We start from the raw sequence: 15,004 nt of genomic DNA, 5'->3' as shown, positions 1-15,004 counted from the left end.
TGCTAGGTACTTGTATGTAACAGTTTGATTATCAATGTGTAAAATAACAGTGCCTTGAATTATAAAGTTAGCAACATATGACAATCACTTTTACATTTGTAGAGATAGAAAAAGACAATTTCTATCTAAATTCAATAGAAATTGCCTCTTCACATTATTTATCATAATTTGTATCTGGATCAAATCCAAATTTCATTTCATTTAATGGCCAGAAACTAAATGAAACCTTTCCTACCACTTGGTCTTTATCAATTAAACCAAATGAACGACTATCTTTACTTACTTCTCTGTTATCACCTAAGACAAGTAATTTATCTTTTGGAATGGTATTTTTCTGGTTAACTTGATTTAAATCTTTAGTTTTAAATGAACCTGTAATATAGTTATATTGCTTATGCTTTTCATTGTAGTCTAAATATGGTTCATCCACTTTTTTACCATTTACGTATAATTTATCTTTCTTATACTCAACGTTATCACCAGCTGTACCAATTACACGTTTTACATAATCACTATCTTTTGTTGCATGGAATACAACGACATTACCTTTTTTAATATCGCCAAACTTATATCCGAATAAGTTTACTACGACACGCTCACCATCTTTAAGCGTCGGGTCCATAGAATCACCCTTAACAGTATATGGTTTCGCAACAAAGTTCATGATAAGCAATACTAATGCTACTGCAACGACAATCGATACGAACCATTCCATTATCTCTTTTCTCAATGTTTACACCTCATCCATTTAGTTAAAATCTACTGTGAATTTATTAAAAGGATAAAACCTCAAACTCACATTTCCAATAATATCTTTGCTTGATATCAAGCCATATGTTCGTGAATCTTGTTTATCTGTTCTTTGATCATTTAGGACAAAGTAAGCATTCGGCGGTACAATATCACCTTCTGAATGTTTTATATGCCTTAATGATAAGGATTCTATCTGCTGCCCTTTACTATAAGATTCATTTACTTTTCTATCATCTCTATATAACGTTTCATTTTTATAAGCAATAGATTGACCAGGCTTTCCAATAATTCTACTTATTTCTATATGATTTCCGTTACGGTACATAATAATATCATTATTTTCTAATAAATTAAAAGTGCTTTTAATCTTATTTACAATAATTCTATCACCTTTGTTTAAATTCGGAGACATCCGATTATCCTTTACAACAAAGCCTGTAACAAGTAACGCTTGGATTAATATTACAATCATAATCGCAATGATAATTAAAATCAAATGTTTTAGTATCCGTTGCATGTTGTCACTCCTCTGACGAATGCATAAAATGTTTCTCAATACGATGACCTATAAACCACATCAGTACAATGATTAAGATTACAATAATTAATCTAAATGGATTCGTAAACAGTGTGGTAATATCGCTACCTAACCACCCAATAAGTCCTATCATGATTAACTTAGATGCAAATAACACATATAAATACACATGTGCTTTTATATGCGACAAGCTAGCAACAATATTGACAAGCGCACTCGGCGTAAATGGAAAGCATAATAATATAAATATGGGTATCACACCATGTCTATCTATAAAATGAATTAAGCGCTGTACCGATTTACGATTTTGTATTTTTTGCATATATTTTGTATGCGTTAACCTTCTGAATATTAAAAAGACAATATAACTCCCAATCACAGTACCTAACCAAGCTAATAACGTACCAATTAATAAACCATAAGCATTTACATTCACAATTACAAACACGATAATCGGTAAAATTGGTATAAATGCTTCTATAAAAGGTAATAAAAATCCGACAATATAACCTAAATCCCCAAATAGATCAAACCAATGTTGGACTTGCTCTTGTGTCATGACCACCATTCCCTAAAGTTTACTGTACTTAATAATTATAAGTTTATATGCTGTTTTTTAAAACAATTATGTCCCCTTTTTACAATAAATCAGTCTCAAGTACTATAAATTTTTTAATATTATAAAAGCTAGTATCATTCATAATGTGTAACACACGATTTACAATCTTTCGAATAATGATATTGGCAAAAAAAGGCAATTTCTATCTAACGTAAATAGAAATTGCCTGTCTTATGATTTAAAGTTATTTAATTTTCTATAAGATATTGATTCACCAAACAGTATTCTACTATTATAGGCGTTCTTCTAATTCTTTTTTCTTATCTTCAAAACCTGGTTTACCTAATAACGCAAACATGTTTTGTTTATAAGCTTCAACACCAGGTTGGTTAAATGGATTAACGCCTAATTGATATCCACTCATTGCACAAGCTAATTCAAAGAAGTATACAACATAGCCGAAAGTTTCTTCGTCTAGACGTGGAATATTAACAACTACATTTGGAACACCACCGTCAGTATGAGCTAATAATGTACCTTCGAATGCTTTCGTATTAACTTCGTCGATTGTTTTACCAGCTAAATAGTTTAAACCATCTAAGTCATCTGGATCCGCTTCGATTGTAATGTTGTGTTTTGGATTATTTACTTTAACTACAGTTTCAAATAAGAAACGACGTCCTTCTTGTACATATTGACCTAATGAGTGTAAGTCTGTTGTATAGTTAGCGCTTGAAGGATAAATACCTTTGAAATCTTTACCTTCAGATTCACCAAATAATTGTTTCCACCACTCATTGAAATATTGCATAGATGGTTCATAGTTAATTAACATTTCTGTGTCATAACCTTTGGCATATAGAATATTTCTAATTGTTGCATATTGGTATGCAATGTTATCTTCTAAATTATCTGAAGATAATTCTTCTCTTGCTTTAGCAGCACCATTCATCATTGCTTCAATATCAATTCCTGCAGCTGCAATTGGTAATAAACCTACAGCAGTTAATACAGAATAGCGGCCACCTACATCATCTGGAACGACAAATGTTTCATAACCTTCATTTGTAGCAAGTTGTTTTAGGGCACCCTTTTCTTTATCAGTTGTTGCAAAAATACGTTGCTTCGCTTCTTCTTTACCATATTTGTCTTCTAACAACTGTTTAAATAATCTAAATGCTACTGCTGGTTCAGTAGTAGTACCAGACTTAGAAATTACGTTTACTGAATAGTCCTTTCCATCTAAATAATCAATTAATTCTTGAGTATAAGATGAAGATAAGTGATTACCTACGAATACGATTTCAGGATAATCATTATTATTTCTGAAAGATGATGTTAGCATTTCAATCGCAGCACGTGCACCTAAATAAGATCCACCAATTCCGATTACTACTAATACATCTGAGTTTGCTTTAACACGTTTTGAAGCTTCTAAAATTCGTGAGAATTCCTCTTTATCATAATTAACAGGTAGGTCAATCCAACCTAAGAAATCACTGCCAGCACCTGTACCTTCATGTATTGTTTTATGAATTGTTTTAACAATATCTTTTTGTTGTTCTAATTCATGCTCGCCAAAAAATTCTAAAGTCTTGCCATAATCTAATTGAATATGAGTCATTTATTTTGCCTCCAGTGTTTTTGATTTCAAAATCATTTTACTAAGTTTATTTTTACTATTCAAACAACTAGCCTATTTATTGCGATAATTGTGACAATTAATTCATCTAAGCAATAATTCCCATATCATTATATTCACATTTATATACATTTACAATTATATCTATAAAAAGCGATATACTTTATTATTAAAGGTCATATGATATAAAAGTTTCTACTCACAATTTTCATAAAAATGTATATTTATGTATAAAAGTGGTTTTATTTTCATTATCTTTCTGTTATACTGATTTTATCAAATAAACAAAGTTAAAAAATAATTAGCAAATTTTAAACCGAGGTGGAAATAATGAAGGAAAAAATAGTATTAGCATATTCAGGTGGATTAGATACAAGTGTTGCAGTGAAATGGTTAATCGACAAAGGTTATGATGTTGTAGCATGTTGTTTAGATGTTGGTGAAGGTAAAGATTTAGAATTAGTACACCAAAAAGCATTAGACATGGGTGCAATCGAATGTCATATCATTGATGCAACTGAAGAGTTCAGTGAAGATTTCGTTTCATATGCAATCAAAGGTAATTTAATGTATGAAGGCACTTACCCTCTTGTGTCAGCATTATCAAGACCTCTAATTTCAAAAAAATTAGTTGAAATTGCAGATAAAACAAATGCTGTAGGTATTGCACATGGTTGTACTGGTAAAGGTAATGACCAAGTACGTTTCGAAGTGGCAATCAAAGCATTAGATCCTGAATTAAAAGTATTTGCTCCAGTTAGAGAATGGGCATGGAGTCGTGAAGAAGAAATTGATTACGCTATTAAACATAACATTCCAGTACCTATTCAACATGACTCTCCATATTCAATTGACCAAAATTTATGGGGTAGAAGTAACGAATGCGGAATCTTAGAAGATCCTTATGCTGCGCCTCCAAAGGATGCATATGATTTAACTCAAGAATTAGAAGATGCACCTGATGAAGCTGATGAAATTGTCTTAACTTTTGAACAAGGTATCCCTACTGCGTTAGACGGCAAATCTTATAAATTAAGTGAATTAATTTTATATTTAAATAAATTAGCTGGTAAGCATGGAATCGGCAGAATCGACCATGTTGAAAATAGATTAGTTGGTATTAAATCAAGAGAAGTATATGAAACACCAGCTGCAGAAGTTATTGTTAATGCACATAAATCATTAGAAACGATTACATTGACGAAAGATGTTGCTCATTTTAAACCAATTATTGAAAAGCAATTTGCAGAACAAATTTATAACGGCTTATGGTTCTCACCTTTAACTGACAGTTTAAAATTATTTGTCGACAGTACACAAAAGTATGTTTCTGGTGAAGTACGTGTCAAATTATATAAAGGTAATGCAATTGTAAATGGTAGAAAATCACCTCATACTTTATACAATGAAAAATTAGCGACGTATACTAAGGAAGATGCATTCAACCAAGAATCAGCAGTCGGCTTTATCGATATCTTTGGCTTACCTACACAAGTAAATTCAATGTTACATGGTGGTTATCACGATGAGCAATAAAGCTTGGGGTGGTAGATTTAGTGAACAACCGGAAGCATGGGTCGATGAATTCAATGCTTCCATCCACTTCGATAAAGCATTAATTGAATACGATGTGCAAGGAAGTATTGCTCATGCCACTATGTTAGCAAATCAAGGTATTATTTCTAATTCGGATTGTGAGCAAATTAAACAAGGATTAAACGATATACTCGCTGATTATAAACAAAATAAATTAGATTTAGATGTTTCATTAGAAGACATTCACCTTAATATTGAACATGAACTCATCAAACGTATTGGTGACGCTGGTGGTAGATTGCATACTGGTCGTAGTAGAAATGATCAAGTTGCGACGGATATGCACTTATATACGAAATCAGAAGTAACTGAACTAATCGCTTTAATTGAATCATTTCAAGCAACCATCGTTTCTGTAGCAGAGGATAATATTGATACAATCATGCCAGGTTATACACACTTACAAAGAGCACAACCTATCTCATTTGCGCATCACATCTTAACTTATTATTGGATGTTAGAGCGTGATAAATCACGTTTCCAAGATAGTATTAAGCGTATTGATATTTCACCATTAGGCGCAGCAGCTTTAAGTGGTACGACATACCCTATCGATCGCCATGAAACACAATCATTATTAGACTTTGGTTCTTTATATGAAAATAGTATGGATGCTGTTAGTGATAGAGATTACATTGTTGAAACATTGCATAATATTTCGTTAACAATGGTTCACTTATCACGTTTTGCAGAGGAAATCATCTTCTGGTCTTCTGCAGAAGCCAATTTTATTACCTTATCAGATGCATTCTCAACTGGATCATCAATTATGCCACAAAAGAAAAATCCAGATATGGCTGAATTGATTAGAGGTAAAGTAGGTAGAACTACTGGTCATTTAATGAGCATGTTGATGACTTTGAAGGGCTTACCGTTAGCATACAATAAAGATATGCAAGAGGATAAAGAAGGTCTATTTGATGCAGTGCATACGCTTAAAGGTTCGTTAAGAATATTTGAAGGTATGGTTGATACGATGACTATTAATGTTGAACAGTTACAATCAACTGTCTACAATGATTTCTCTAATGCAACTGAACTAGCAGATTATTTAGTAAACAAAGGTGTACCATTCAGAAATGCGCATGAAATTGTCGGTAAAATTGTGCTATGGTCTATACAAAATAATGTATACCTCCTAGATGTACCGTTAACTGAATATCAACAAGCACACCCAAGTATAGAAGCTGATATTTATGATTATCTTAAACCTGAAAATTGTGTGAGCCGTCGAATTAGTTATGGCTCGACTGGTCAAGCAGCGGTTAAAGAGCAACTTAAAGTTATAAAAAGTAAAAATAAAGAATAACACTATACAATTAAGGATAACTCTGGGACATTAGTCTTCTAGACTTAAATAAAATGGATAATTTGCGATTTTATTTAAATATTCGTCACTTAATTCGTTATTCATTTCTTGTTGTATCTCAGAGATAATTGCTGTTTCAATTAATTTATTATAAAGTGTCTTATTTATTGGAGTAATAACATTTAAGAACTGCGTTTTGTTTACGAAATACCTATGGGAGTAGGATGCGTGTCGAGACCAAGGCTCGATCCAGCCTCTAGTTAAGCGAGCAATAACAATATGTAGTATTGATATAAATAACAAGCCCATCAAAGATTTTTGATCTTTGATGGGCTTAATGCTGGGGATTTATGTTCTAGCATTATCCTTATTATTTTCATTCTATTGATACTAAATATTACTATTTCCTATTTATAAATTGTGCCTCATCACCCTAAATACACCACTTTTATTCTTAAACATTTAATTTATTAAACTATAATTAATTTTTTATATTTAAAATAAAGAAAATGTAAATAGTGTTTAAACAATTAAATTCTAAGGTAAGAACAGTGTACAGTTCATTTTAAGGAGTGAAGCACTTATGAAAAATGCAAAAAGAATTATGGTAACCAGTATGACAGCTTTATCTTTATCTTTACTAGCTTCTACAGCAATGGCTAAAGCAGATGAAAATACGGATTCAACACAAAAGCAAAATACAATACAATCACCTAATGATTCTACACAGCAAACACAAGACAACACTCAAGAACAAACACAAAGTGCTACCAATTCAACTACAGAAACTACTAATCCATCCCCTGAACAATCAGACACAAATGCTAATACCAAGCAACAAACTGACAATCAATCACAACAGAAATCACAACATGCGAATCAAAACCATTCAGAATCTGATAACCAAGAACAAAATACACCCACACCACAAGACAAAGTAAATAAATCACCTCAAAATAACACAACTACTAATAAAAATGAAAATAGTTCAACTTCTGCGAGACCACTTTCAGAAGCAACAGAAAAAAGTGCAAAAAACAAGGAAATACATAATTTAACAGGAGAAAAGTTTACAACAATCGCCCATAGAGGCGCTAGTGGCTATGCACCTGAACACACTTTATATTCTTATGATAAGAGTCATAATGAATTAGGTGCATCTTACATCGAAATTGATTTACAAATGACAAAAGACGGACACCTTGTAGCAATGCATGATGAAACAGTCGATAGAACGACTAATGGTACAGGTCGAGTTGACTCTTATACATTAGAGGAACTGAAAAAATTAGACGCTGGCAGTAAATTCAATGAGCAACATCCTGAATACGCAGATGAGCAATATAAAGGTGCAGAAGTGCCAACACTAGATGAAATTTTAGACAGATATGGTACAGATGCAAACTATTATATCGAAACAAAATCACCTGATGTGTATCCTGGTATGGAAGAAAAATTATTAGATACTTTAGATAAACATCACATGTTAACAAATCAATCTTTAAAAAATGGACATGTTATGATTCAATCATTTTCACAAGCAAGTCTAGAAAAAATGCATAATCTAAATTCTGACGTACCACTTGTAAGATTATTAGACAAAGGTGAATTACCTAATCTTACAGATCAAGATTTAGAAAGTATTAAAAACACAGCAATTGGTGTAGGTCCCGAATATTCTGACTTAACTAAAGATAACGTACAACACTTAAAGGAAATGGGATTCTTAGTTCATCCATTTACAGTAAACAATAAAGCCGATATGGAGCGTCTTAATAGCTATGGTGTAGACGGTGTTTTCACTAACTATGCAGATGTATACAAACAAGTTGTAGATGAAAGTAAATAAATAATTCAATAACAATACGATCACTATTGCCAATCTGCCAATCTATGAGATTAATGTAATCTTTTAGGTTGGCTTTTTAGATTACATATTAAACTATACAATTAGAAAAATTCAGTGCTGAATTTTGATATAAAAAAGGAACAACTTCTATTAAATTACAATAGAAATTGTCCCTTGCTTTAATTACAAATATTTATGACTGTACTTTAGTCTAAATTATCTTTACAGCTAATCATACCGAGATAATGATTAAGCCCAACCACGATAACGTGCAGCCTCTGCAGTACGTTTGATACCTACAATATACGCAGCTAAACGCATGTCAATCTTACGGTTTTGTGATAATTCATAAATTGTATCAAAAGCTGTTGTAAGCTTTTCACGAAGTTTCGTATTAACCTCTTCTTCAGTCCAATAATAACCTTGGTTATTTTGTACCCATTCGAAGTAAGAAACTGTTACACCACCAGCACTTGCTAATACATCAGGTACTAATAAGATACCGCGTTCAGTTAAAATACGTGTACCTTCTGGTGTTGTTGGTCCGTTAGCTGCTTCAACAACTACATCTGCTTTAATATCATGTGCATTATCTGCAGTAATTTGGTTAGCAATTGCTGCAGGTACTAATACATCACAATCAATTTCGAATAATTCTTTATTTGAAATCGTATCTTCAAATAGGTTAGTTACTGTACCGAAACTGTCTCTTCTATCTAATAAGTAATCGATATCTAAGCCTTCAGGATCGTGTAACGCACCATAAGCATCAGAAATACCGACAATTTTAGCACCCATATCAAATAAGAATTTCGCTAAGAAACTACCAGCGTTACCGAAACCTTGGATTACAATACGTGAACCTTTGATTTCTAAACCTCTACGTTTAGCAGCTTGCTCAATCGCAATAACTACACCTAATGCAGTAGAACGGTCACGTCCTTGTGAGCCTCCTAATACAATCGGTTTACCAGTGATAAAACCTGGAGAGTTAAATTTATCCAATGAACTATATTCGTCCATCATCCATGCCATAATTTGAGAGTTTGTGAAAACATCTGGTGCAGGAATATCCTTTGTTGGTCCAACAAATTGAGAAATTGCACGAACATAGCCTCTAGAAAGACGCTCTACCTCGTGAATACTCATTTGACGTGGGTCACAAATAATACCACCTTTACCACCACCATATGGTAAGTCCACAATGCCACATTTCAATGTCATCCACATTGACAATGCTTTAACTTCTTCTTCATCAACATCAGGGTGGAATCTGACGCCACCTTTTGTTGGTCCTACAGCATCATTGTGTTGTGCACGATAACCCGTAAAGGTCTTAACTGTACCATCGTCCATACGTACTGGAATTCTTACTTGTAAGAATCTTAATGGTTCCTTTACTAAATCATACATGCCATCGTCAAAACCTAATTTATGCAATGCTTCTTTAATAATTTGTTGCGTAGAAGTAACTAAATTATTATTCTCAGTCATGATCCATTTCGCCTCTTTTTCGTTACTAATGATTTCGCTTTCATGCTAATTGTAACATAAGATTTTTCTTTTTAAAGTGTTTTAAATACTTATATTACATAACGCTAATTATTCGAATACACTTCTCACTTTTTCTAGTGCAAAGTCCAATTCTTCCTTAGATATTATCAATGGTGGCGCAAATCTTATTACCGTATCATGTGTCTCTTTACACAATAAACCTTTTTCCTTTAATGCTTCACAATATGGTCTAGCATTTTCAGTTAATTCAATTCCGATAAATAATCCTTTACCACGTACTTCTTTGATAGATGGATGATTTATCTTTTGTAATTCTGATTTGAAGTATTCACCTAACTCTAATGAACGACCTGGTAAGTCCTCATCTACGATTACATCCAAAGCAGCATTTGAAACGGCACAAGCAAGTGGATTTCCACCAAATGTAGAACCGTGTGAACCAGGTGTAAACACGCCTAATACTTCTTCATCTGCTAATACAACTGAAATTGGCAATACGCCACCACCTAATGCTTTACCTAAAATGTAAACATCTGGTTTTACATTATCCCAATCTGTTGCGAACAATTTACCTGAACGACCTAATCCTGCTTGAATTTCATCGGCTATAAATAAAATATTATACTCATCACATAACTCTCTAATCGCTTTTAAGTATCCTTCTGGTGGAACGTTAATTCCTGCTTCCCCTTGAATTGGTTCAATTAAAATAGCGGCAGTATTTTCATTTACAGCAGCTTTAATTGCTTCAATATCACCGAAATCAACCTTTCTAAATCCATCCAATAAAGGACCATATCCTCTTTGATACTCTGCTTCCGAAGACAATGATACTGGCGCCATTGTACGACCATGGAAGTTACCATTGAATGCAATGATTTCTGCTTTATTAGGTTCAATGTTTTTCACATCATAAGCCCAACGACGTGCAGCTTTTAACGCTGTTTCAACAGCTTCTGCACCAGTGTTCATTGGTAAAGCCTTTTCTTTACCAGAAAGCTTACAAATTTTTTCGTACCATTCACCTAAATTATCACTATGAAACGCACGAGAAACTAAAGTAACTTTATCTGCTTGATCTTTTAACGCTTGAATAATCTTTGGGTGTCTATGACCTTGGTTTACAGCTGAATATGCTGATAACATATCCATATACTTGTTACCTTCAGGATCTTTAACCCATACGCCTTCAGCTTCCGAAATAACGATTGGAAGTGGCACATAGTTTGATGCTCCATAATGGTTTGTTAACTCAATGATTTCTTCTGATCTTGACATGATATCTCCCCTTAGTTTAAATTTAAGAGCCTTTTTTGACTCTTTAACAATACTTACTCCTAGCATAACGTATTTAAACGTAAACTGAAACTATTTTCAAAAAGAGTTATTGCATCACAGTTCGCTAGATGAATATTTAGGAAAAAGCTTTGACAAGTACTGTTGTAATCAGTTCAATTCAGTGAAAGCCCTTACATATATAATGACACAACCTTTACACTTAACACAAGACCATAATATTAAATTCTCAAATAAATTTTCCACTTACTTTTATTGCAATTTATTGCATTATTAATCATTCAAATAATAGTAAATTCTAATGATTATTAAACTTAAAATTTATTTAAATACTAATTTCCATTGATTAAGTAATTGCTTGTATTCATTTTTATGTTTTATACCTTGATATAACTTATGTCGTTTATGAATCAATGTTACAACTGTCTTTGTATATAATGCTTGTTTCATATGCTTCCAACACCTCATCATTATAATTTACTGTGCTTGATTATATACTTTTACAGAACTTTGTCATCAAGCTATGGTTGGATGATATGCTACAACTTTAGTTAACAATATTAAAAACAGGTGCAGCTATTCATAATCTACTAACGTTTCTTCTACAGTATTGAAACACTGCTTAAAAATCGTCAAAATTATAAATACTGCACCTGTCTTATTATAAATATTGAATAGCTATGATATTAATTCATATTATTTCCCATCTGTTCTTGGTAAAGGATAAAATGCATTATTAAATTGAGTCCATAATTTAATAGGTAATTCATGTTTATCCGCTCTTGTACCATCAAATTGTGAAATGATTTCATCTTCCTTACCTTCTACTATCTTACTTACAAAATTGTGATCAAGTAATATTTCACGGCCTAAAGCAATAAGATCTGCATCTGTATTTTCAATTGCATCTAATGCTTGTTGTGCTGTAAAGATTGATCCTATACCAATTAATGGCATACGTCCATCAATCCATTCATGTAATAATTCAACTCGTTGTTGATCTTTATATTTACCTTCACGTGTCGTTGAGTAAATATCCATCAATGAAACGTGTAGATAGTCTAATGGTTTATCAATTAAATGCTTCACTAATTCTTCCGTGATTTCCATGCTGATACCAGGAGATTCTGCTTCTTCAGGAGAAAAACGATATCCCACAATAAATGATTCATCCGCATGTGTCTTTACAGTAGAAGTAACTTCATCTACTACGGATAAAGCAAATTTAAGTCGATCTTGTCCCCACTCATCTTCACGTCGATTATAGTAAGGTGAAACAAATTGATGAATTAAATAGTGATTGGCGCCATGTATTTCCACACCATCAAAACCTGCTTCAATAACACGTCGAGTTGCTTCGCCAAATGCTTTAATAGATTCATGAATTTCTTCAACTGTAATTTCTCGAGCATCATGTGCCTCTTGTTCACCAAAGCTTTTCATGGAAATAGGACTTGGTGCAGCAACATCACCATTCGGTGTTAAATTAGGTAATGCTTGCGCACCACCATGATGAATTTGCACGACCGCTTTCGCACCATTCTTCTTCATTACTTTAGCTAAACGTTTCAAACCTTCTAAATCTGAATCATGTGCTACTGATGGTTGCCCTGGGAATGCTTTACCCAAGTCTGTAACATTACTAGCCGCTGAAATAGCTAAACCTACATCTTTTGAACGCTGTTCCATATAAACTAATTCTTCTTCAGAAATTGTACCATCATCATTCGAAGAAACATGTGTTAACGGTGCTAATACAAATCTATTTTTTAATTCTACTTTATTTGGTAAAGTTAATGACTCAAATAAAGGTTGAAATTTTGATTCCATTCTTAAAAATCCTCCTAATATGTTATTAAATATAATAACTCTTTTTTAATACTACCTAATTCTAACTATTTTCAACCTCAAATGAAAACAATATGCTTGCGCATGTATATATTTAAATTTAATTATTTATCAATCCCTGTACATTAGGTTTATATACCGTTTGCATCAATAAATTTTATAGCTTAGCTTTAAGCTTTAACATTCAACTTAATTCATTAACCTTCAACACTACATAAAAAAACGCTAAACACTCATTCAAGTGTTAGCGTTCTGAAGATGATTACTCATCTTTAATCGCGTTTTTGGACTGTTTAATCCAAACCGGTAAGCGTTCTTTAATTGTTTGAAACCCATATTTTTCGGTTTCTTTAATTTCATCTAATACTGATTGCTTTTCCTTTTTACGTTCATAATTTTTAAAATAATCATTATCCTTTAAAGAGAAGTTAATCTTCCCCTCTTCATCAATTGAAATTACCTTAGCTCTTACAATTTGACCTTCTGATAAAAACTTTTTCAAATTATGGACGTAATCATCCATGATTTCAGAAATATGGATTAAACCTTCAGTATTATCAGGGGTTTCTACAAAAGCGCCATACGGTTGAATACCAGTCACACGAACTTTTACATGTTGACCTACTTTATAGTGATTATTCAACGTGATAACCCCTTATTTCGTATTACTTAACACTATTATAATAGCATAAAATACTTACAGGCACTAACATTAATATAGAAAAATTTCACGATTTGTTGATTTAAGTATCTAAAAGTAAGTTCACAACCCTATATACTTTGCATAAAGTAACCCATGGCATGAATAATGATCAAAAAAACAGGTTGGACATCTATCATGTCTCAACCTGTTCTTCACACGTCTATTATGAAGTGTTGAATTGAAAAACATAAAATCTAACTTTATCAACACACTTAATATTGCTTAATTATTATCCTTCAACATCAATTGAATCAATTGTAATGTCATGCACTGGCTTATCTTGTGCACCGACTTTAGTAGCTGCGATATCTTCTAATGTACTTTCACCTTCGATTAATTGACCAAATACTGTATGTTTTTGATCTAACCATGGTGTTCCACCCTTTTCACCATAAGCTTTTACGATTGGCTCTGGCCAGCCTCCATCAGCCAATTGACTTAACATTGACTCTGGAACCTCTTTCATTTGTACTACAAAGAATTGTGAACCGTTTGTGTTTGGTCCTGAATTCGCCATTGAAAGTGCACCGTAAAGATTAAACGCTTCTAAAGAGAATTCATCTTCAAATGGTCCACCATAAATACTTTCACCGCCCATACCACTTGCAGTAGGGTCTCCACCTTGTACCATAAAGTCATTGATAACGCGATGGAACGTTACACCATTGTAGTAACCATTTTTTGCATGTGTCACAAAATTTTCTACAGTCTTTGGTGCGATATCAGGGAATAATTTAAAAGTCATGTCACCTTTATTTGTGTGCATAACTAATTTAATTTCATTACCATTAATTTCTGTGTTTAATTGAGGATAGTTCGTCATTTAAATTCTCCATTTCATGTTAAGATGATATATGTATTCTAACATATTTGAAAGGGTGAAATGAATTATGTTATATCGATTTGCACATAAAACTGGAAGTTATAGTGTATCCATAGTTGAAGAGAATGACAATCAAGTCTTAGTACAAGTGGAACAAGTAATTAAGCATCCTAAACAAGGTGATTTACATAATCCAACGTCAACAGAAAATGTCTTTTTTCATGAGCGTAAAGCATTGAGTCAATTTGAAAAACGTTATGCATCTCGTTCTCAACTTAGACCATTTAATGTTGAACCCATGACGTATACAGCTTCTTTACAACTAGCTATCACAGAGTTAGAACAAAAATTGGCTAAACAAGATAATTTGCATTCACAAATGTCATTAGACAATTTACAACGTTTAAAGAAGGATTACAGCCTTCAATATAAACAAAATTTTGAATAAAAATACCTTGTTTCTTCTTATTTAACAAGGACATTCAGCATAGTTATTTCAAGGGCTGGGACGTTTTTCAGAATAGTCTAATTCATGTATAATAAACTTATACTTAAATGTAAAAGGAGGATAAA

General features: G+C 32.6%; 13 protein-coding genes and 1 pseudogene. 4 read left to right on the top strand and 10 right to left on the bottom strand.

Annotation, left to right across the window (positions count from 1 at the left end; all coding sequences use genetic code 11):
* Nucleotides 1-154: 154 nt before the first annotated feature.
* The 4 genes from lepB (SH09_RS11505) to SH09_RS11490 all read right to left on the bottom strand — a co-directional run bounded on the left by lepB (SH09_RS11505) (nt 155) and on the right by SH09_RS11490 (nt 3,474).
* Nucleotides 155-730 carry a signal peptidase I gene (lepB, locus tag SH09_RS11505; RefSeq protein ID WP_042739791.1) on the bottom strand — a complete coding sequence of 192 codons (576 nt, stop codon included), beginning with the start codon at nt 728-730 and terminating at the stop codon, nt 155-157.
* An 18-nt stretch (nt 731-748) separates the two neighbouring features.
* Nucleotides 749-1,270 carry a signal peptidase I gene (gene lepB, locus SH09_RS11500; protein ID WP_042739790.1) on the bottom strand — a complete coding sequence of 174 codons (522 nt, stop codon included), beginning with the start codon at nt 1,268-1,270 and terminating at the stop codon, nt 749-751.
* 4 nt (nt 1,271-1,274) lie between these two features.
* Entirely contained in the window at nt 1,275-1,850 is a 576-nt protein-coding gene (locus SH09_RS11495) for a TVP38/TMEM64 family protein (RefSeq protein WP_042739789.1), read from the bottom strand.
* Nucleotides 1,851-2,142: 292 nt separating this feature from the next.
* Entirely contained in the window at nt 2,143-3,474 is a 1,332-nt protein-coding gene (locus SH09_RS11490) for a glucose-6-phosphate isomerase (protein ID WP_042739788.1), read from the bottom strand.
* Nucleotides 3,475-3,822: 348 nt separating this feature from the next.
* Between SH09_RS11490 and SH09_RS11485 the strand changes: the two genes are divergently transcribed.
* The 3 genes and pseudogenes from SH09_RS11485 to SH09_RS11475 form a co-directional block, all read left to right on the top strand.
* On the top strand, nt 3,823-5,028 hold the full coding sequence (locus tag SH09_RS11485) for an argininosuccinate synthase (RefSeq protein ID WP_042739787.1): 1,206 nt from the start codon (nt 3,823-3,825) through the stop codon (nt 5,026-5,028).
* Nucleotides 5,018-6,397 (top strand): argininosuccinate lyase, encoded by a 1,380-nt coding sequence (argH, locus tag SH09_RS11480; protein WP_042739786.1) that lies wholly within the window; start codon nt 5,018-5,020, stop codon nt 6,395-6,397. Before SH09_RS11485 ends, argH begins: the two co-directional genes overlap by 11 nt.
* A gap of 883 nt (nt 6,398-7,280) precedes the next feature.
* Nucleotides 7,281-8,246: pseudogene (locus tag SH09_RS11475) on the top strand (glycerophosphodiester phosphodiesterase); the annotation flags it as partial.
* 249 nt (nt 8,247-8,495) lie between these two features.
* Here the strand turns inward: SH09_RS11475 and SH09_RS11470 are convergent.
* From SH09_RS11470 to SH09_RS11450, 6 genes are all read right to left on the bottom strand, one after another.
* Nucleotides 8,496-9,740 carry a Glu/Leu/Phe/Val family dehydrogenase gene (locus SH09_RS11470; protein WP_042739785.1) on the bottom strand — a complete coding sequence of 415 codons (1,245 nt, stop codon included), beginning with the start codon at nt 9,738-9,740 and terminating at the stop codon, nt 8,496-8,498.
* A 108-nt stretch (nt 9,741-9,848) separates the two neighbouring features.
* A complete protein-coding gene (locus SH09_RS11465) occupies nt 9,849-11,039 on the bottom strand; it encodes an ornithine--oxo-acid transaminase (RefSeq protein WP_042739784.1) in 1,191 nt (396 codons plus the stop codon).
* Nucleotides 11,040-11,378: 339 nt separating this feature from the next.
* Complete coding sequence (locus SH09_RS17260; RefSeq protein WP_257211149.1) at nt 11,379-11,507, bottom strand: hypothetical protein; 129 nt, start codon at nt 11,505-11,507, stop codon at nt 11,379-11,381.
* A 246-nt stretch (nt 11,508-11,753) separates the two neighbouring features.
* Nucleotides 11,754-12,887 carry an NADH-dependent flavin oxidoreductase gene (locus SH09_RS11460; RefSeq protein WP_042739783.1) on the bottom strand — a complete coding sequence of 378 codons (1,134 nt, stop codon included), beginning with the start codon at nt 12,885-12,887 and terminating at the stop codon, nt 11,754-11,756.
* Between the two features lie 280 nt (nt 12,888-13,167).
* Nucleotides 13,168-13,548, bottom strand: coding sequence for a S1 domain-containing post-transcriptional regulator Ygs (ygs, locus tag SH09_RS11455; RefSeq protein ID WP_042739782.1), 381 nt, complete (start codon nt 13,546-13,548; stop codon nt 13,168-13,170).
* A 289-nt stretch (nt 13,549-13,837) separates the two neighbouring features.
* Entirely contained in the window at nt 13,838-14,431 is a 594-nt protein-coding gene (locus SH09_RS11450) for a peptidylprolyl isomerase (protein WP_042739781.1), read from the bottom strand.
* A 67-nt stretch (nt 14,432-14,498) separates the two neighbouring features.
* Here SH09_RS11450 and kapB point away from each other — a divergent pair, with 67 nt between their 5' ends.
* A complete protein-coding gene (kapB, locus tag SH09_RS11445) occupies nt 14,499-14,879 on the top strand; it encodes a sporulation phosphorelay system protein KapB (RefSeq protein WP_042739780.1) in 381 nt (126 codons plus the stop codon).
* The last annotated feature ends 125 nt before the right edge of the window (nt 14,880-15,004 follow it).

Source organism: Staphylococcus gallinarum (assembly GCF_000875895.1).
GTDB lineage: Bacteria > Bacillota > Bacilli > Staphylococcales > Staphylococcaceae > Staphylococcus > Staphylococcus gallinarum.
This window is presented reverse-complemented; position numbering and strand designations above follow the sequence as displayed.

Excerpts from the sequence above, each read along its gene's own strand:
- lepB (WP_042739790.1), bottom strand. The coding sequence starts at position 1,270 with ATGCAACGGATACTAAAACATTTGATTTTAATTATCATTGCGATTATG.
- SH09_RS11495 (WP_042739789.1), bottom strand. The coding sequence starts at position 1,850 with ATGACACAAGAGCAAGTCCAACATTGGTTTGATCTATTTGGGGATTTA.
- SH09_RS11490 (WP_042739788.1), bottom strand. The coding sequence starts at position 3,474 with ATGACTCATATTCAATTAGATTATGGCAAGACTTTAGAATTTTTTGGC.
- SH09_RS11485 (WP_042739787.1), top strand. The coding sequence starts at position 3,823 with ATGAAGGAAAAAATAGTATTAGCATATTCAGGTGGATTAGATACAAGT.
- argH (WP_042739786.1), top strand. The coding sequence starts at position 5,018 with ATGAGCAATAAAGCTTGGGGTGGTAGATTTAGTGAACAACCGGAAGCA.
- SH09_RS11470 (WP_042739785.1), bottom strand. The coding sequence starts at position 9,740 with ATGACTGAGAATAATAATTTAGTTACTTCTACGCAACAAATTATTAAA.
- SH09_RS11465 (WP_042739784.1), bottom strand. The coding sequence starts at position 11,039 with ATGTCAAGATCAGAAGAAATCATTGAGTTAACAAACCATTATGGAGCA.
- SH09_RS17260 (WP_257211149.1), bottom strand. The coding sequence starts at position 11,507 with ATGAAACAAGCATTATATACAAAGACAGTTGTAACATTGATTCATAAA.
- SH09_RS11460 (WP_042739783.1), bottom strand. The coding sequence starts at position 12,887 with ATGGAATCAAAATTTCAACCTTTATTTGAGTCATTAACTTTACCAAAT.
- SH09_RS11450 (WP_042739781.1), bottom strand. The coding sequence starts at position 14,431 with ATGACGAACTATCCTCAATTAAACACAGAAATTAATGGTAATGAAATT.
- kapB (WP_042739780.1), top strand. The coding sequence starts at position 14,499 with ATGTTATATCGATTTGCACATAAAACTGGAAGTTATAGTGTATCCATA.